General features: G+C 72.3%; 14 protein-coding genes. 6 read left to right on the top strand and 8 right to left on the bottom strand.

Features of this window, described 5'->3' with window-relative positions:
* Window positions 1–4: 4 nt before the first annotated feature.
* The gene (locus tag ACQPZW_RS26560; protein ID WP_433788737.1) at window positions 5–877 is read right to left on the bottom strand and encodes an alpha/beta hydrolase family esterase; all 873 of its coding nucleotides are present in this window, start codon (window positions 875–877) and stop codon (window positions 5–7) included.
* Between the two features lie 106 nt (window positions 878–983).
* On the opposite strand from ACQPZW_RS26560, the gene ACQPZW_RS26555 reads away from it, so the two are divergent.
* On the top strand, window positions 984–1,943 hold the full coding sequence (locus ACQPZW_RS26555; RefSeq protein WP_433788736.1) for an ArsR family transcriptional regulator: 960 nt from the start codon (window positions 984–986) through the stop codon (window positions 1,941–1,943).
* A 65-nt stretch (window positions 1,944–2,008) separates the two neighbouring features.
* On the opposite strand, the gene ACQPZW_RS26550 is transcribed toward ACQPZW_RS26555, so the two are convergent.
* Entirely contained in the window at window positions 2,009–3,649 is a 1,641-nt protein-coding gene (locus ACQPZW_RS26550) for a glycoside hydrolase family 9 protein (RefSeq protein WP_433788735.1), read from the bottom strand.
* Window positions 3,650–3,722: 73 nt separating this feature from the next.
* Window positions 3,723–5,345, bottom strand: coding sequence for a phospholipase D-like domain-containing protein (locus tag ACQPZW_RS26545; protein ID WP_433788734.1), 1,623 nt, complete (start codon window positions 5,343–5,345; stop codon window positions 3,723–3,725).
* Between the two features lie 176 nt (window positions 5,346–5,521).
* Here ACQPZW_RS26545 and ACQPZW_RS26540 point away from each other — a divergent pair, with 176 nt between their 5' ends.
* The 4 genes from ACQPZW_RS26540 (at window position 5,522) to ACQPZW_RS26525 (ending at window position 11,012) form a co-directional block, all read left to right on the top strand.
* Window positions 5,522–6,205 carry an L-2-amino-thiazoline-4-carboxylic acid hydrolase gene (locus tag ACQPZW_RS26540; protein ID WP_433788733.1) on the top strand — a complete coding sequence of 228 codons (684 nt, stop codon included), beginning with the start codon at window positions 5,522–5,524 and terminating at the stop codon, window positions 6,203–6,205.
* A gap of 227 nt (window positions 6,206–6,432) precedes the next feature.
* Complete coding sequence (locus ACQPZW_RS26535; RefSeq protein WP_433788732.1) at window positions 6,433–8,523, top strand: M14 family zinc carboxypeptidase; 2,091 nt, start codon at window positions 6,433–6,435, stop codon at window positions 8,521–8,523.
* A gap of 117 nt (window positions 8,524–8,640) precedes the next feature.
* On the top strand, window positions 8,641–9,732 hold the full coding sequence (locus ACQPZW_RS26530) for a hypothetical protein (protein WP_433788731.1): 1,092 nt from the start codon (window positions 8,641–8,643) through the stop codon (window positions 9,730–9,732).
* 8 nt (window positions 9,733–9,740) lie between these two features.
* Window positions 9,741–11,012, top strand: a complete 1,272-nt coding sequence (locus tag ACQPZW_RS26525) for an ABC transporter substrate-binding protein (protein WP_433788730.1) — start codon at window positions 9,741–9,743, stop codon at window positions 11,010–11,012.
* A gap of 99 nt (window positions 11,013–11,111) precedes the next feature.
* Here ACQPZW_RS26525 and ACQPZW_RS26520 read toward each other — a convergent pair whose 3' ends face one another.
* The 3 genes from ACQPZW_RS26520 to ACQPZW_RS26510 all read right to left on the bottom strand — a co-directional run bounded on the left by ACQPZW_RS26520 (window position 11,112) and on the right by ACQPZW_RS26510 (window position 15,045).
* Window positions 11,112–12,413 (bottom strand): extracellular catalytic domain type 1 short-chain-length polyhydroxyalkanoate depolymerase, encoded by a 1,302-nt coding sequence (locus tag ACQPZW_RS26520; RefSeq protein ID WP_433788729.1) that lies wholly within the window; start codon window positions 12,411–12,413, stop codon window positions 11,112–11,114.
* Between the two features lie 137 nt (window positions 12,414–12,550).
* Complete coding sequence (locus ACQPZW_RS26515; RefSeq protein WP_433788728.1) at window positions 12,551–13,543, bottom strand: PaaX family transcriptional regulator; 993 nt, start codon at window positions 13,541–13,543, stop codon at window positions 12,551–12,553.
* Window positions 13,544–13,590: 47 nt separating this feature from the next.
* The gene (locus tag ACQPZW_RS26510) at window positions 13,591–15,045 is read right to left on the bottom strand and encodes a cellulase family glycosylhydrolase (protein ID WP_433788727.1); all 1,455 of its coding nucleotides are present in this window, start codon (window positions 15,043–15,045) and stop codon (window positions 13,591–13,593) included.
* A gap of 342 nt (window positions 15,046–15,387) precedes the next feature.
* Here ACQPZW_RS26510 and ACQPZW_RS26505 point away from each other — a divergent pair, with 342 nt between their 5' ends.
* Window positions 15,388–15,849, top strand: a complete 462-nt coding sequence (locus tag ACQPZW_RS26505) for a hypothetical protein (RefSeq protein WP_433788726.1) — start codon at window positions 15,388–15,390, stop codon at window positions 15,847–15,849.
* Window positions 15,850–15,968: 119 nt separating this feature from the next.
* On the opposite strand, the gene ACQPZW_RS26500 is transcribed toward ACQPZW_RS26505, so the two are convergent.
* Entirely contained in the window at window positions 15,969–16,688 is a 720-nt protein-coding gene (locus ACQPZW_RS26500) for a hypothetical protein (protein ID WP_433788725.1), read from the bottom strand.
* A gap of 11 nt (window positions 16,689–16,699) precedes the next feature.
* Window positions 16,700–17,578 (bottom strand): ABC transporter ATP-binding protein, encoded by an 879-nt coding sequence (locus ACQPZW_RS26495; protein WP_433788724.1) that lies wholly within the window; start codon window positions 17,576–17,578, stop codon window positions 16,700–16,702.
* Window positions 17,579–17,679 lie beyond the last annotated feature (101 nt).

The raw sequence follows: 17,679 nt of genomic DNA, 5'->3' as shown, positions 1-17,679 counted from the left end.
CGCGTCAACCACGACGGGGGTGGGCGGCGAAGAAGTCCCACAGCAGGTCGGTGGCGACGATCGGCGCGCCGGGCAGGGCCAGCTCACCCGACTTCGCGCCCGGCCAGGAGTGCCCCATGTCGGTGACCACGTACGCCTCGACGTCCGAGCCGTCCGCGCAGCGTGCGCTGGACCGTTCCACGCCGTCGGCGGCGGGCGGCGGCGCCGGCTGCGGTTCGCAGTCGAGCCGTTCGCGCCACTTCTTCAGCCCGGCGTCGAAGATGTCGTAGTACCTGTCCTGCCTGCCGACGATACTCAGCACGGACACCGGTCTCGCCGGGACGAAGCCGGCCGCCTCGGTTCTCGGTCCGCCGTAGCCGCCGCTCACCACGCCGATCGCGGCGAACACGCCGGTCGCCTCGATCGCGGCGCGGAAGCTCATGTCGCCGCCGTTGGAGATGCCGGTGGCGTAGACCCGGTCGGCGTCCACCCGCCAGTCGGAGATCAGGCGGCCGGTCAGGGCCTCGAGAAAGGCGACGTCGTCCTCCGCACCGCAGCAGACCAGAGCGTTGAAGCCGCCGGCCATGCCGTCCGGGTAGGCGACGAGGAAGCCGTGCTCGTCGGCCTTGGCGTCCATCTCGATCATGTCGCGCAGGCGCTCCCCGGAGCCGGGGTAGAAGTGCAGGGCGACCACCAGCGGCACCGGCTTCGACGCGCCGGTCCAGCCGGGCGGGACGTGCAGCAGCACGGACCGTTCCCTGCCGCCGACGTCGAGGGTGAGCCGGTGGTCGCCCGTGGCGGGGCGGGAGGGCGCCGGAGCCGGCGGTTCGCTGCCGGTTCCGCAGGCGGCCGAGGACAATCCACAGATCAAGAGCAGGCTGATGAGCGTACGCCGCAAAGGTCTTCTCCGTTTCTGCGCGGATCGTCTCGGGTGCAGCCTCGGTCGGCGCTCGCACCCGGTCAACGGTTTCGGGTGGCACCGAAACCCGTGGCAAGCTGGGCGGATGTTGCGCCTCCGGCTGGAGTACGCGGACCTGGCGCGGGTCAGGTTCACCGACCGCCTGCACCCGGCCAGCACCGTGCTGCTGGCCAGTCAGGCCCTGCGCCGTCCGCCGGTGGCCGCGGCCCTGCCGGTGCTGGCCCGCCGGGTGACCTCGTCCGGGGCGGCGCTGCGGCCGTTGCACCATCTGATCCCCGAGCAGGGGCCCGCGCCGGACTTCGTGACCCCGTGGGACGGCGCGGCCTCGATCGAGGACGGGCTCGCGGTGATCCGGTCGACACCGGCCCGGGAGGTACGGGCGCAGGTGTCCGCCGCCTACGCCCACACCCCGGCGAGCGCGGCACGACGCCGGTTCGCCGACGCCGACGCGGGGGTGCTGGACACCCTGGTCACCGCCATGCGGGCGTACTTCCATCAGGTGCTGGCGCCGGACTGGGCGGCGCTGACCCGTACCCATCGGCAGGTTGTCGGTGAGGCCGCCGCCCGGTATGCCGCGACCGGCGCGGAAGGCCTGTTCGCCGGCCTGCATCCCGGGATCCGGTGGTGCAGCCCCGTGCTGGAGGTGGACGCCTGGCCGGCCGGCGACGTGCGGCTGGGCGGGCACGGCCTGTTCCTGCTGCCGTCACCGTTCGCCGGGCCGCGGCCCCGGGTGCTGATCCGCGAGGGCCGGCCCGCCCTGGTCGTCTATCCGGTCGAGCCGCCGGCCGGGTGGGGCGGCGGGGCGGCGGCCGACCGGCTGGCGGGCCTGCTCGGCCGCACCCGGAGCGCGGTGCTGGCGCACGTCGCCGGTCCGGGGCGGCACACCACCTCGTCGGTCGCCGGGCACGCCGGGATCAGCGTCTCGTCGTCGTCGGAGCACCTGTCCGTGCTGCGCGCCGCGGGCCTGGTGTCCAGCCGCCGCGACGGCGGCGCCACCGTGCACCGCGCCACGCCTCTCGGCCGCACCCTGGCCGGTGGCGAATGACGCCGCCGGCCGGCTCGGGTGGGGCGAGATCTCCGGCGGCGACGAGCGCGCCGTAGCCGGACCGGTCAGTCGCGTTCGGCGGCGAAGGCGGCGACCCAGACCAGGGGTGCGTTCCAGTTGATGGTCAGCTCGTTCGTCGACCAGGAGTGAATGTCGTCGATGTAGCAGAACTGGCCCACGCAACCCGCCAGCCGGGCCTGCGCCACCTCGTCCTGCAACCCGGAGTTCGGCCCGCCGGCCAGGGTGCCCCTAGGCGGATGCGGCAGGCTCGGATCGAGCTGGTGGGCGTACCAGCGGCTGTGCTGGTTCCGGGCGTGGTCGGTGCCGTAGCCGGTCACGTACGACAGGTTCAGCGCGTTGCGGCCGAGGATGTAGTCCAGACCCTCCAGGGCGGCGTCGCGGTAGCGGGCCTCGCCGGTCAGGTCGTGTGCCACGGCCAGCACCACCAGGTTGTTCAGCACCATGCTGTTGGAGCCCCAGTGCCACTGGTTGCCCGGCGGGGCGTAGGCCACCGCGTACGGGTGAGCCCGCTGGACGGCGAGGTAGCGGTCCGCGCCGGCGACCACCGAGGCGCGCACGTCGTCGCGGCCGGGCAGCGTGCTCGGTGTCAGAGCCAGATCCAGCCGCGCGGCGACCGCGGTGGCCGCCCAGTCGAAGGCGTACGTTCCGAACACGTCGGCCGTGTGCAGGGGCGAGGCCAGCACCGCGTCGGCGTACTCCTGCCCGCCGGTGGTCAGGAACAGCTCGGCCGCGGCCCAGTAGAGCTCGTCGCGGACGTCGTCGTCGTCATAGGGCCCGCCGCCCACGGTGTCCTCGACCGGCGCGTACCGGACCGGATGCGTCCCGGCCGCCGTGAAAGCGGTCCGCGCGGCGGCCAGCAGGCGGTCCGCGTAGTCCGCGTCGTGCTTGCGGAAGATCCTCGCGCCCTGAGCGGCAACCGCGGCCAGGTTCAGCGTCGCCGCGGTGGACACCGGGCGCAGTTCCCGCGGCTGCGGGTCGAGGTGGGGCAGCGTCGGCAGGCCGGTCCACTCGCGGTCGTGGATCTTGTGGTGTGCCAGGCCGCTCGGCGCCTGCATGCGCAGCAGGAAGTTCAGTTCCCAGCGGACCTCGTTGAGCAGGTCCGGGACGCCGTTGCCGCTTTCCGGCAGGTCGAGCGCCAGGTCGTCGAGGCCGGTGCGGTGCTCGAAGGCGTGCAGCAGCTGCCACACCGTGATGCCGCCGTTGACCACGTATTTGCCCTGGTCGCCGGCGTCGTACCAGCCGCCGTGCACGTCGAGGCGGTAGTCGCCGGCGTCCGGGGCGCACGGGACGTCACGGTCGCCGGGATGCCCGGCCGGGCGGCCGTAGCCGGGCCGCAGGTCCTCGCGGATCTCGATGCCGCTGCGCTGGCAGTAGAAGAACCTCATCGCGTCGGCGACCAACGGGCGGTAGAGGCCCGCGCCGATGGCGAACGGGTGGCTGGTCGCACCGTCGGCCGTCAGCGTGAACCCGGCGCCCGCCCGCTGGTGGGCGCCGAAGTCGATGGTGTGCACGTTCTGCCCGGAGGAGACGTCCGTGCCGCGCGGGTCGGTCGTCCCGTCGGCGACGACCCGCCCCGCGTCGTCGGCGAGCTGCCAGGGCAGCGGCTCGACGGCGTCGGTGACCAGAGTGGCCCGCTTCGGGCCGGACGTCGGATACCCCACCTGGTTGACCGCGACAGAGGACATGTCTGGGAACGCTCCCAGTCGTCCGGCCCGCTGTCAACGACCCCGGGCGGCCCGCCGGTCCCGGTCGGTTCGCCTACGAGGCCGTCCTCGCGAGCCTTCTCTCCCGGCGCAGCACCGCGGAGGAATAGCGGGCCGGAGTGAGGGCGAACTCCGTCGGGGCGAAACCGGCCGGCAGCCCCGGACGGCGCCACGTCTGAGCAGGGCAGCCGGCCGGCAGCCACTCCCGGCGCCAGATCCCCAGGGCGGTGTCCAGGTCGGCGAGCGCCGGGGTGAGCCGATCGTCCAGGGGTGTGCGCAGGTGCTCCGCCCACAACCTGACGCGCAGGTCGCGGACCAGGTCGCCGGTCGTGACGAAGGTCGAGGTGATCTCGCTGTCGGTGCCGACCATCGAGCGGCTGAAGAAGTTCGCCGAGCCAATGCTGGCGAACACGTCGTCGACCAGCATCAACTTGGTGTGCACGGTCAGGTTGTCGATCCGGTACATCACCACGTTGCGGCGGGCGGCGGCCGGCAGGCGGTCCAGCACCCGGCGGCGCAGATCGTGGGTGATCACCGGCGGCACGGTGCTGTCACCGCCGTCGGCCGGGTCCTTGCGGCCGGACCCGACCAGGATCACCTTGACACCACGGCAGGCCGCGGAGCGCAGCGCGCCGTACAGCTGGAATCGGGGGTCGCCGCCGGGCGCCTCGTGGAAGTACTGGTCCTCGAGGTAGATGTAACGCTCGGCCGCGCCGATCGCGGTGGCCATCGCGTGGTAGATCTCGTGGATGCCGGCCCGCACCACGTTCGCCCGGCGCATCCGCCGCCACCCGCGATGCCGATACAGGCTCCACGGACGGTAGGAGCGCACCACCTGCACCGCGGTCCCGTCCGCCGGGTGCGACGGCTGTTCCGGCGCCGGCGGCAGGTCGTTCGGCGCGTCCGGTGGGTTGATCACGGTGCGTTCGCCACCGGTCAGGGGGAAGTACTCCGGCGGCAGGTTCCTGGCGATGAGCCGGGGCGGCAGGAGCGTGGTGTTGCGCCAGCGGAACTGGAACGTCTCCCGCACCCGTACGGCTGCCGGGCCGTGCAGACGTGCCGCCGCGTCGTGCCAGCCCCACCGGTGCAAACCCAGCCGGAGACGACGGTGCGGCGAGTGGTCGAAGCGGGTGGGCGAGAGGTCGAGACCGCCGACGTACGCGGTGAGGACCCCGCCGTGGCTGAACACCACCAGCTTCTGATGGTTGGAGCCGAGCGCCGGCCCGGACCAGTCCAGCAGCACCCGGTTCTCCAGCGGGGAAGCGGCGTCGCGGGTCGACGGCTTCCACTCCCGGATCACCCGCGCCGCCAGGGTGTTGGCCCGGAACGGCCCGACCGGCAGCCACGGCACGCCCCCGGAGAACTCGGCCGCGCTGAGCACGATGCGCACATCGGCACCGTCCGCGGCCTTCTCGGCGAGCACGTCGGTGAACGGGCGGTAACCGGCCTCGCCGGCGGTGCGCCCGCTCAGGTCGAGGTGCGGGTCGGCCTGGTAGCCGGCGATGTACACGGCGTCGCCGGGCCCGAGGGCCTCCATGTGCCCGGCCAGCTCGCTGAAGTAGGTGACGCCGTCGATGATCGGCTCGAAACGGGAGTTCTCGGTGAAGGTCGGGCACGCCTCGGTGGCCGGCGGAAGGTACCGGGCGATCAGATCCGCCAGCGGCGATGCATGCGGCATCCCGTGATTAGACCGGAACCGGCTTGACGCCGCGATGACGAGGCTCTCTACTGGGGCGGTCATCCTGCAGCGCCGGTCGGTGGTGGAGCGCGCTGGTCAACCCCGGACCGCACGGGGCGTCCAGCCACGGCTTCCGACGTGCCCCGCGTGGTCCTGACCCGAAAGGGACCACCACCATGAGTGACCAACCCCGGTTCTCTCCGGCCGACTGGACTCCGATCATCGAGCGGGCGTTCTTCGTACGTCTGCTGGAGGTGCTCGGTTCGCGGACCGGCTGGCCGGAGCCCGTCGACGAGCTGGTGCGGCGCCGGCTTCCGACCCTCGAAGCGTCGATCGAGCCTCTCGTCGCCAACACCATGGACGCGGCCAACATCCGGTTCACGGCGCTGGCGATCGCGGCGTACGACGTCGTCGAACCCGTGTGCGGTCCGGCGGAGGCAGCCGCGATCGTGGAGGACTGCCTCAACCGGCCACTACGCGACGACATCCTGGCCGGGACGCGGGGAATGCTGGACCACGCCGACGACCCGTTCGCCGCGCTGGTCGACGCCAGCCGAGAACGGGAGGAGACCTACTTCGGCCCGTCGTTCCACTTCGAGCGGCCACTCGACGATCACGACACGTATGTGCTGGACGTGCGGCGCTGCCTGTTCCACGAGGTCCTGATGGCGGCCGGGCGCGGCGAGCTGCAGCCGATCCTGTGCCGTTTCGACCTCAACTGGGCCGACGCCATCGAGCCGGAGCGGCATCGCCTCAGATTCGTCCGGCCGGTGACCTTCGCGAGCGGCACGACCTGCCGCATGCTGTTCACCCGCGAGGAGCACCTGCCCGGGCTGATCGCCGGGCCCGGTCGGCGATGACCGTCCGGAGCTGACCGGTCAGCTGCCGGAGGTGGGCGGCGGCGCCGTCCCGGGACACCGCGAACCAGGCGCCGCCGCTCCTGACTTCCGGCGCGGGAGCACGGCCGGCCGGCGATGCCCGGGCGGCTGCCGCGGGCAGGGTGACGCGGATGTCGGCAAATCATTGACATATCCCGATGGATCGACTGGGTTGGGGAGCGACATCCTTCACAGCCGCAGGAGGTTCCATGTCGTCCGGACATCGCTGGCCGGCCACCGCCGCCACCGTCCTGACCGCCGTTCTGCTCGCCACCCAGCCGGCAGCCGCAGGCCCGGTCACCGCCCCGGCCCAGGCGCCCACGGAGGCGCCGATCACCCTCGCCGCCGGGGAGCGGGCCCTGATCCGATTCCAGTTGCCCGACGAGGCGGCCGTCGACCGCCTGCTTGCCTCCGGCGCCGACGTCGCCGCACGACCACGGGCCGTTCCCGGCGCGATCCTGCTCGACGTCGTCGTCGACGACCGTGAGCTCGGCGCCCTGACCGGCGGCGGCGCCACCGCCGTGCAGCTGATCCAGCGGGAGTCCGACGGCGCCCGGCGGCTCACCGAGAGCCGGACCGTCGCGCCCGCGGCCGCCGACACCCTGCAGTTCCTGCAGGCCTACTGGTGGACCACCGGCGGGCGCACCTTCCTGCAGACCCAGGTCGCCACGACCGCCACCGACGATCCCGACGCCGAGATCACGGTGACCTGGCGGACCGCGAGCGGCGCGACCGGCTCCTACCCGCTGATCCGGTTCGAGGACGCCGGCGAGTACCAGTACCACTACGCGCTGCCCCAGCCGCTGCCCGCCCAGCCGGTGACGATCACCGCCACCTCCAGTCTGGGCGGGACGTCCCGGGCGATCACCCCGCAGGCGTGGCCGGGCAGCACGCCGCCGGCGCTGCCGAGCGGCTACCAGAAGGACTTCATCGACGCCTACATGACGCCGGCCGACATCAGCGCCCGGATCCGCCGGCTGCACCGGCAGTACCCGGCCCTGGTCGACGTGATCAAACTGCCGAACAAGACCCAGGGCTACCGGCGTACGGCGAGCGCGTACCTCGGCGACCCGGCGGCGGCGGCGGTGGTGGTCGAGTCGGTCCGCTTCGGCGACGAGGGGATGAACGGTGTCCAGGTCAGAACGGTCGACCCCGGCCGGCCGAACCGGGCGCTCGGTGCCTCGTACCGCGACCGGGTCCTGACCGTGCGTCTCGCCACCGATGCCGGCGGCAAGGTGATCAGCTCGACCGACGAGGTCGCCGCCTTCATCACCGCCCGCTTCCCGCAGCGGTTCCGGGCCTTCGTGGAGGTCGGCTCGGCCGGGCTGCCGATGCCGGTGGTGGCGCCCGTACGCCTCGACGACGGCCTGGAGGGCACCGAGGTGCCGCGGGGCCCGCAGACCGTGCAGGCGCTGCGGATCGGCAAGGTCCGGGACGGCTCGAGGCCGGGTGTGCTCGCCTACTCGCAGGAGCACGCGCGGGAGTGGGCGACGCCGCTGGTCACGCTGGAGTTCGCGGAGCGGCTGCTGGCCAACTACGCGACCGACCCGGCCACCCGGGAGCTCGTCGACTCGACGGACGTCTTCATCATCCCGACGGTGAACCCGGACGGGGCGAACTACTCGTTCAACGACTTCAACTTCCAGCGCAAGAACCTGGTCAACCACTGCACCGGAGCGGCCCGGGACCCGCGCAACCGCGACTCGTTCGGTGTCGACGTGAACCGCAACTACGCGGTCGGCTCCTACTTCGACGGTTATGTCGGCGGCAGCCCGAACTGCCTGTCCGGCACGCACGCCGGCACCGGCGAGCTGTCCGAGGCGGAGAGCCGCAACGTGGTCGCCCTGGCCACCCGGTACGGCAACATCAGGTTCTCGCTGAACGTGCACAGCTACGGCGGCTACTTCATGTGGTCGCCGGGGGCCTACAAGGTCCCGGGACGTGTCACGCTGCCCCGCCCGTCGATCGACGAGTCGAAGTTCTTCCTGGACAGCGCCAAGCGCATCGTCGGCGCCATCGCCGCCGAGCGTGGCACGGTGACGTGGCCGGCCTACACCGGCCCGGTCGCCGACGTGCTCTACTCGGCGGCCGGCAACTCGGCCGACCACCTCTACTACGACCTCGGCATCACGGCGTGGAACTTCGAGGTCGGCAACGACCGCTGGAACGACGCCACCGGGCAGTGGGAGGGTGTCGGTTTCCAGCCGCCGTTCGACGAGGCGCAGGCCGAGGCCCAGGAGTACGCGGGCGGCCTGGTCGAGCTGGTCCGCATCGCCCGCGACCAGGCCTCGCAGCCCTGATCGTGGTGGACCTGCCGCCGGGGGAGCCGACGGTTCCCCCGGCGGACCCGTGGTAGCACTGTGGACACGCACGGCTACTGTGCTTCGCGGGCGGCGCCGCACGGAAAGGCGAGACGTGTGACCAGGTTCGGGATTCGTGCGGGGACGACCCGGGCCACGCTGTGGCGGTCGCTCGTGGTGCTGGAGCTGGCGCTGGTCGCGGTGCTCGGCATGTCGGCGTGGGTGTTCCAGGGCACACGGGGCACCGCCGAGCGCGTCGAGGCGCACTCGGTGCCGTCGATCAGGCACATCCTCGCCGCGCACGCCGCTCTGGTGGAAGCCGACGAGGCGGCCGTCGCGAGCTTCCGGACCGGGGCGGTCGGCCTCACCGGTCCCGGCGAGCGGTATCAGAACCAGGTAGCCGTCGCCGCGCAGAGCCTCACCCAGCTCGCCGTCGACAGCATCGCGGGCGCCGCGGTCGGCCAGAGCATCCAGCTCGTGCAGGGGCAGCTCGCCGCGTACTCCGCGCTCGTCGAGCAGGCCGACGCGCACTTCCGGCAGGATCCGGCGTCCGCGCTGGCCCGGGCCGACCTCTGGTCCGCCTCACGCCTGCTGCACATGCCCGACGGCGGCATCCTCGCGCAGCTCGACGGCCTGCTGGCCATCGAGCGACGGGCACTGGACACCGAGCTCACGGCCGGCCGGATGTCGCCGGGCTGGGTGGCCGGCTGGATCGTGCCGGCCGTCCTGCTGCTCACGCTGCTGGTGGCCATCCAGGTCTATCTTAGCCGGCGCTTCCGCCGTACCCTCAACCCGCCGTTGATCGCCGCAACCCTCGCCATGCTGGCCATGGCCGCCGCGATGTCGTCCGATCTCGCCGCTCGCGGCGAGTTGACCGCCACCCGGCAGGCCGGCGATGCGCTGGTGGGCGTGTGGCAGGCGCGGATCGAGGCCACCGACCGTCGCGGGCAGCAGATGCTCGGCGAGCTTGTCGCCCAGACCTGCCCGGCCGGGTGCAGCGAGACGGTCGACCGGTTCGTGGTGACGCCCGCCGGGGCCGGCGAGCCGCCGGGCGAGGAGGCCCTGACCGCCCACATCAGGGACGTGGACGGGCACGCCGCGGCGGCCGCCGACACCACGACCGGCCAGGTGGTCCTGGTGCTCGCGGCGCTGCTCGCCATGGCACTGGTCCCGCTCGGGCTCTTCCCGCGCATCGACGAGTACAGGTAGGAGCGACGATGCGTACCGTGCGGGCCATCGCCCTGGCTGCCGTCGCCGTGCTGCTCACCGGGAGCGCGGCGTGCGGAACGGGCGGCGAGGGTACGGGTGTGACCGTGCTCGCGTCGTGGACCGGCGGGGAGGGCGCCGCCTTCCGTCAGGTGCTCGACCGGTTCACCGCCAAGACCGGCATCCGCGTCGACTTGCAGGGCACCCGGGCGCTCAACCAGGTGCTGACCGCCGAGGTGCAGAAGGGCACACCACCCGACATCGCGGTGCTGCCCAGCCCCGGTGATCTCGCGAGCTACGTACGCCGCGCTGCCGTGCGCCCACTGGACGACGTCATCGACGCGGGCGCCGAGCAGTCGCACAGCCCGCAGTGGTCGCGGCTGGAGCGGATGAACGACGCGCGCTACGCCGTGGCGGTCAAGACCTCCCTCAAGAGCCTCATCTGGTACGACCCACGCCGGGTCCCCGGCCTGTCCGGCGACGAGCCGCCGTCGTGGGACGAACTGGTCCGGCTCAGTGAGCGGATCGGCACGGGCGGGGCCGCCGCGTGGTGCATGGGCCTGGGCTCCACCCCGGTTTCCGGCTGGCCAGGCACCGACTGGATCGAGGATCTCGTGCTGCACCGGGCCGGCCCCGGGGCGTACCAGCGCTGGGCCGCCGGGCAGCTGGCCTGGACCGCCCCGGAGATCCGCCGGGCGTGGACGGCCTGGGGCGAGATCGCGCTGCGGCCCGGCTTCGTCCGGGGCGGTGCGAGCGGTCTGCTGCTCACCGACTTCGCCGACGCGGGCCGGCCCATGCACACCGACCCGCCCGGATGTCTCCTGCACCACCAGGCGTCCTTCGTGGCCGGTGACGCCGCCGGCCTGGACTTCGTGCCGTTCCCGTCGGACGGCGACCGGGCGTGGGAGGTGTCCGCCGATCTGGCCGCCCTGTTCACCGACAAGCCGCAGGCGCGCGAGCTGATGCGCTTCCTGGCGACCGACGAGGCGCAGAGCATCTGGCCGACGGTGAGCAGGGGGTCGGTGTTCTCCGCGAACCGGGCCGTCGACCCGGCGATCTACGGCGACCCGGTGACCCGGCGTATCGCGGAGACCCTCACCGGCCAGGCGGCGCTGTGCTTCGACGCGTCCGACCTGATGCCCAGCGCCATGACGAACGCCTTCTACCGGGCCGTGCTCGACTACGTGCAGTCACCCGACCGCCTCGACGCCATCCTGGCCCAGCTCGAGCAGGTCCGCGCCGCGATCCCCGGCACCGACTGGCTGAACGTCCCCTGCGGCTGAGGGTGTGGTCGGCGACCGCGGTCGGCAAGGTCTCGCACCCGCCGCAGTGACCGCCGGCGCCGGCCGAGTGGCGGGCGCCGGCGGTGTCACCGGGAACGGTCAGGTCGTCGAGCAGGGCTTGCCGTTGAGGGTGAACGCCGGCGGTCTGGCGGAGTCACCGGTGTGAGTGGCCTGGAAGCCGATGCCGACCGAGGCGCCGGGTGCGATGGCGGCGTTGTAGGTGACGTTGCCGGCCGTCACCTGTCCGGAGGAGGGCGTGTAGGTGGCGTTCCAGCCGGACGTGATGGTCTGCCCACCGGGCAGGGTGAAGGCCAGGGACCAGCCGTTGACCGTGGTGGCGCCGGTGTTGGTGATGGTCAGGCTCTCGGTGAGGCCGGTGCTCCAGGCGTTGACCGTCGCCGTGACCCGGCAGGTGCCGGTGCCGGGGGAGGGGCCGGCCGGGCTGCTGGGCGGGTTGCTGGGCCCGCCGGTGGTGATGCCGAAGAACGCCAGTGCGTACGCGGCCATGCCGGTGGAGGGCAGGGTGTGCCCGGCGCCCTGGATGCGGTAGGCCTCGACCTGGACGGTGCCGGCGGCATCGGCGTAGCGGCTGCGGTTCCAACCCGGCTGTGGAGTGTCGGTGGAGGTGGGCGTCTGGCCGAGCCCGAAGACGTTCGTCCATTGTTCGATGGATTCGTCGAGCAGGGAGTACGGCACGAGGGTGTCGTTGGTGCCGTGCCAGAGTTGGATGCGTGGCCGGGGGCCGGTGTGACCGGGGTTGACCTGCCGGACGGCGTCACCCCACTGTTGCGGGGTGCGGTTCATGCTGCCGCCGGTGCACCGGCTGCTTCCGGGCGGATAGTCGGCGGCCCCGGAGAAGCAGTTGAACGGCACGCCCATGAAGGACGCGCCGGCCTTGAACACGTCGGGGTAGACGGCCAGCATGTGCTGGGTCATCATGCCGCCGGAGGAGCTGCCGGTGGCGTAGACCCGGTTCGGGTCGGCGCCGTACCGCCGCTGGGCGTAGGTCACCATCGAGACGATGGAGACGGGGTCGCTGCCGCCGCCGCGTCGTTTGGCCGCGTCCGACCACGTGTCGAAGCACTTGCCGAAGCCGGCTTCCTGCTCCGCGCTCGGGTAGATCACGAGGAATCCGCGTTGATCGGCGAGGCGGGCGAACTCGCTCTGTTGGTAGAAGCCGGGGCCGGAGCCGCCGCAGCCGTGCATGGCCACGACGACGGCCGGGTTGGCGGGCCGGTTGTCCGGTGCGTAGAGGTGCATGCGCATGCCGCCCGGGTTGTCGCCGAAGTCGGTCACCTCGACGAGCGAGGCCGCGTACGCGGGCTGTAGTGCCGGGACGACGAGGCCGGCCGTGGCCAGCGAGGCGGCCGCCGCGATCAGTAGCAGGCGTCGGATTCTCATGTGCCGAACTCCTCGGGGATGGGGGATGGAGCGCGGGTCCGTTACATGTCACTTAAGCTCTCTCCGGGAACAGCAACTGTCAATCGACATAAGTGGATTGTTATGCGAGGTGACGGCACCGCGCCGAACGCTCCGGGTCAGGCTCGCGCGGCCCGGTCCGCCCCGGTCCTCAGCTCGGCGACCGTGTGGGCGCGGATTCCCGGCCACGGCCCCCCGGCGCAGCGGGTGACCACCGCCCGGACGTGTTCCTGCGCATGGTCGGCCAGCCCGTCGTAGACCGCGGCGAACGTCTCGCGCACGCGCCCGCGCAGCCATCCCGCCGGTAGCAGCCGGGTGGGCAGCAGCGGGTCCACCACGGGGAAGCGCCGGTAGGTGTCCATCACCTCGGTGCGGGCCTGCACCGCCTCGGCGCCGGAGACCGCGCCGGACCGGATCCGAGGCAGCAGCGGCTCCCAGTTCTGCAGGAACGCCTCGTACTGCCGCGCGACGGCGACGAGGTCCCAGGCGGTGATGGGGTCACGGCCGGCGACGGCGCCCACGTCGAGATGGCGTGCGCGGAACACGGTCATCGCGCCGATGCCCACGGCTGCCAGCTGTGCCGCGGCCGCGGGGCCCGGTGCGTGTGGGGACACCCACAGTCCGTCGTACAGCGGCGCGTAGCCCAGCCACCGCAGCTGTCCGCGCAGGGCACGCCGTCGGGTGCCCTGCTCCTGGGGCAGGGAGAAGGCGACGAGTGTCCAGGAGCCGTCCCAGGAGTCGGCCGGTGCCGCGAAGGCCGCGATCCGGGTGCCTCCGGCCGCCAGGCTGGCCGCGGCGGCCGGTGTCAGCCGGTAGGAGCTGTGCCGCCCGTGACGGTTGCCCTCCAGGACTCCGCGACGGGCCAGCCGGCTCACCGCGGTGCGGGCACTGGCGCTGCTCACCCCGGACTCGCCCAGCAGTGCCACGATCGCCGCGGACGGCAACCAGGACCGGGCGATCAGGGTGTAGTCGGCGACCAGGGTGACCGCCAGACCCTGCGGAGAACTGCCGGCCTGCCTGCGCGGCAGCACCGATCCGGTGTCGACGTCGGGGAAGATCTCCTCGATATCGAAGGGATCGACAGCCGGAACACCACCGGCGGGTACGGCCACGGATACGCACTGTAGACGATCTCCCGGTCGCCGCGGCGGATCGTGTCTCAGTTGATCGCGACGTCGTCGTAGTAGACGGTCCCGGTGTTGTCGCCGCACTTCAGATGCAGCTGGACGCTCGTCGCCGTGGCCGGGGCGACGGCGTCCACCGACAGTCTCGTCCAGCCGGAGTTGCCGACCGGCAGCCGGTTGGAGGTGTTCTGGCTGATCCAGGCGCCGTTGATGTCGAACCAGCTGAGCGCGATCTCGGTGATGCCTGTCGCGTTGACGCCCCGGGCGTACGCCTCGGCGTGCCATGGCTGGCCGCCCTGCACCGGGGTGATCGGCGAGACGAGCAGGGACGGCAGATTGCTGCCGCTGCGGGTGGTGCCGGAGAACCGCGCCGACCTGGTGCCGGTGCGCGCCTGCTCGCCGGTGATCACGGCGGTGCCGGCCGCCGGCAGGTAGTTGCGCCACGGCGAGTCGATCGCGGCGGCCTCGAAGCCGGGGTTCAGGATGCTGTTCGGGGTCGCGCCGGTCGTCCACGCGCCGCCGACGACGCCGGCGCCGAACTTCGGGCTCGTGTCGGTGCGGTAGAGCCCGAACTTGTACTGGGCGGGCATGGTGGACACCGCCGAGTTGGGCGGAATGGCGCCGGCGGCGAAGTCGTTGAGCGTCCACGGCGCCACCGAGCCGACCCCCGCCACACCGGCCGCGCGGAACACCCGGGCGAGGTAGGCGGCCTGTTCACCGTCGGTGCCGGTATGGGTGCTCAGGCCGGTCTCGCCGATCACGATCGGGTCCGGGGTGACGGCGTTCTGGGCGCGGCGGATCTCGGCGAGCGAGCGCTCCGAGGCGCCGTAGAAGTGGAAGTCGTAGTAGTCGAGCGGGGTGGTGGCCAGCTGCGACCTGATGCTCGTCATGCCGGCGGCGCCGGTGCCGCCGTCGACGGAGAGGGTCAGCGGCATGGCCGGGGCGGTGGCCCGCAGCGCGGGGATCACCTGGCGGACCCAGGTGATCGCGGCGGCGTCGCCGGGCTGGAACTCGTTCTTCACCTCGACGGCGATCACCCGAGGATCGTCGGCGTACGGCCCGACGACGGCCTGTGCCCAGGCGGTGCTCCCGGCCACGTCGGAGTAGCCGGACCACCAGTCGAACAGGGTCAGCTTCACGCTCAGCCCGTGCGCGTCGGCGATGCCGATGAACTGGCTGAGCTTCTGGGCGTACGCCGTGGTGGGGGTGGGGTATCCGAAAGTCTGCGGGAAGATGATGGCCCGCACGCCGGTGGCGCCGAGGGTCGCGGCCCGGGCCAGGTCGGTGTCGATGCGCACCGGGTCGAAGTTGGTCCACATGAAGGTCCAGGCCGCGTTCGACGGGTAGTAGTTGATCGTCTTGTCGGTCAGCACCTCGGCCATCCGGCTCGCCCGGGTCGGCGCGAGGGCGGCGGCGTGGGCGGGGGAGGCCTGCGGCGTCAGGCTCAGTGCCAGGAGGCCGGCCAGCGTGAGGGTGCACAGACGGCGCATGGGGACCACGCTTTCGTGCCGGAAGCATCTATCGATGACGGTAGGTGTCGTCGGCGTGGTCGGCAACGCGAGCCGTGTGCCAGATGGTGACGCTGTGTGCCGGATTGGTCGTACTGGTGGGCAATTTCGGTCACCGACTGTGATCCGCCGCCGACTCGACGGCCCGCGCCGTCCACCCCGGATCCCGCGGTGTCCGGAACCCGTCCCGGTCCGCCTTGGCACGTTCACGTGATTCGCCGGTCGCACCGGGCAACGATGCTGATGGTCGTCCGGCGCATCACGGGATGCGGGACAGGTACCTCGGGGAGAAGAAGAATCGTGAACGTTCGTATGCCATTCGCCGTGGCCGCTGTAGTCGCCGTCGCTCTCGTGGGGTGCAGCAGCACCAGCACCACGACCACCGGCAGCGCGGCCCCGGCCACCACCGCGCCCGGCTCGGCGGCCGGCAGCCCGGCGGCCGGTGGCACCCCCACCGCGGGATCCCCGGCCGCGCCGGCTTCCGCCACCCCGAAAACCAGCGCGAAGCCCTCGGGCGGCGGCGACTGCACGCCGTCGGAGGCGACGCTGCTCAAGGCGCTGCGCTCCAGCAAGGTCGGCGAGGACCTCGCGCCGACCGACACGCTGACCGACATCACCTGCTACCAGGGGTACGCGCTCGGCCTGACGCACCCGAAGCAGGCCGACAACGCCCAGGTGGTCTTCCAGTACACCGGTGGCGCCTGGCAGGCGGTCAACGGCGGCACCTCCGGCTACTGCGACGACGTCGTCCCGGCGGCGGTCCGCCCGCATCTCAAGAACTGCTGATCCTCGGTCGCCGACCTGTCGACGCCCCTCACCGCCACGTCGTCATTACCGTTGGCGGTGAGGGGCATCGACGCGACAGGGGCCACGCCCGCGCCTGGCGGCGCCGCGGGGTCACGTGCTCAGCGGCGCGGTTCCCAGCGGAACATCCGGGCGGCCAGGACGCCCGCGACGACGACCCAGGCGGCGGTCGGCGCCAGCAGCAGCAGGGAGTCGCCGAGGGCGACGCCGCCGTTCCAGGCGTTCAGCACCAGCTCGGTGGCCGAGCCGCCCGGCAGCAGGCGCTTGAGCAGGGTCAGGTCCTCGGTGCCGCTGATGCCGACCCAGCTCGCCACCGAGATGACGCCGAGGCTCACCGGCAGCGTGGTCACCTGGGCGTGCTCGGGGGAGTTCGTCAGGCCGGCCGTGGCCAGGGCGAGCCCGACCATCATGGCGAGGGTGGCGACGACCGCCGCGGCCAGCAGCGCGACGTCGGCCGGACGGTCCGAGACCACGGCCAGCGCCGTCAGGATCGCGGTGACCTGCACGACGGCCAGGGCCGTGGCGGGCAGGATCAGGCCGGTGAGGATCCCGGCGTCGCTCGCGGCGGTCGAGCGCAGCCGTTTGAGGAAGAGGTTCTGCCGGCGCGACGCCAGGGTGGTCACCGTGGAGGTGTAGAGGCCGAACGCGCCGACGGTCACCATGACGACGGCCGCGATGTAGCCGAGACTGCCGAGGGCGGCGAACACCTCGTGGCGGTAGATGAAGAACGCGCTGACCGCGACCGGCATGATGAGGCCGGTGACCAGCACCAGGCGGTTGCGGAAGATCTGGATGAGCTCACTGCGGGCGATGGCGAGCACGGCCGGGCTCCTTAGCGGTTGAGGGTACGGAAGACGTCGTCGAGCCGGGTCGCGCCGGCCGACAGGTCGCTGAGCTCGACGGCGTGGTCGTGCGCCCACCCGAGCAGCAGGTGCAGGTCCTTCTGCAGGTCGAACGTGTCGATGACGACCGTGCCGTCACCGTCGGCGGTGGCGGGCAGCGGCAGTGCCGGGGTGGGGCCGGCCGGCCGGAAGCGGATGTGCGAGGGCAGGGAGCGGGTCAGCTCGCCGACCGTGCCCTCCCGGTGCAGGACGCCCTGGTGCATGAGCCCGATCCGGTCGGCGCGCTGCTGTGCCTCCTCCAGGTAGTGCGTGGTCAGCACGATCGTCGTGCCGTTCTCGCGGAGCCGGTCGACCGACTCCCAGAGCGCGTCCCGGGACTGGATGTCGAGGCCGGTGGTCGGCTCGTCCAGGAACAGCAGCTCCGGGCTGCCGTACACCGCGGTGGCGAAGTCGAGGCGCCGTTTCTCGCCGCCGGAGAGCTGGGCGACGACGGTGCCGGCCTTGCCGGTGAGCCCGACGACGTCGAGCACCCGGCCGGCATCGTCGGTACGGCGGGTCAGCGCGCCGATCAGGCGGATCGACTCGGCCACGGTCAGGTCCGGGGAGAAGCCGCTCTCCTGCAGCATGATGCCCATCCGGGGGCGGACCGCGGCACGGTCGCGCGGGCTGTGGCCGAACACCCGTACCGTGCCGGAGGTCGGTGTCCGGTGGCCCTCGACGATCTCCAGTGTCGAGGTCTTCCCGGCGCCGTTGGTGCCCAGCAGGGCGTAGAGCTCACCGGGGCGTACCTCGAAGGACAGGTCACGGACGGCGTGGAAGTCGCCGTACCGCAGGTTCAGCTTCTCGACTTCGATGACTGGCGTTGACATGACTCGATGACATCAGCGGGCCCGCCGCCTGGTCAGGGCCGTCACGTCACGGCGACATGTGACGTGGTGTCACTGTCCGACGGGCCGCGCCGCCCGAATAC

Origin of the sequence: Actinoplanes sp. CA-252034, assembly GCF_050956125.1 — a bacterium.
GTDB lineage: Bacteria > Actinomycetota > Actinomycetes > Mycobacteriales > Micromonosporaceae > Actinoplanes.
This window is presented reverse-complemented; position numbering and strand designations above follow the sequence as displayed.

Bases quoted from the DNA above. Each gene is read 5' to 3' on its own strand.
- ACQPZW_RS26535 (WP_433788732.1), top strand. From the start codon at position 6,433: ATGTCGTCCGGACATCGCTGGCCGGCCACCGCCGCCACCGTCCTGACC.
- ACQPZW_RS26550 (WP_433788735.1), bottom strand. From the start codon at position 3,649: ATGTCCTCTGTCGCGGTCAACCAGGTGGGGTATCCGACGTCCGGCCCG.
- ACQPZW_RS26520 (WP_433788729.1), bottom strand. From the start codon at position 12,413: ATGAGAATCCGACGCCTGCTACTGATCGCGGCGGCCGCCTCGCTGGCC.
- ACQPZW_RS26555 (WP_433788736.1), top strand. From the start codon at position 984: ATGTTGCGCCTCCGGCTGGAGTACGCGGACCTGGCGCGGGTCAGGTTC.
- ACQPZW_RS26525 (WP_433788730.1), top strand. From the start codon at position 9,741: ATGCGTACCGTGCGGGCCATCGCCCTGGCTGCCGTCGCCGTGCTGCTC.
- ACQPZW_RS26510 (WP_433788727.1), bottom strand. From the start codon at position 15,045: ATGCGCCGTCTGTGCACCCTCACGCTGGCCGGCCTCCTGGCACTGAGC.
- ACQPZW_RS26540 (WP_433788733.1), top strand. From the start codon at position 5,522: ATGAGTGACCAACCCCGGTTCTCTCCGGCCGACTGGACTCCGATCATC.
- ACQPZW_RS26545 (WP_433788734.1), bottom strand. From the start codon at position 5,345: ATGCCGCATGCATCGCCGCTGGCGGATCTGATCGCCCGGTACCTTCCG.
- ACQPZW_RS26495 (WP_433788724.1), bottom strand. From the start codon at position 17,578: ATGTCAACGCCAGTCATCGAAGTCGAGAAGCTGAACCTGCGGTACGGC.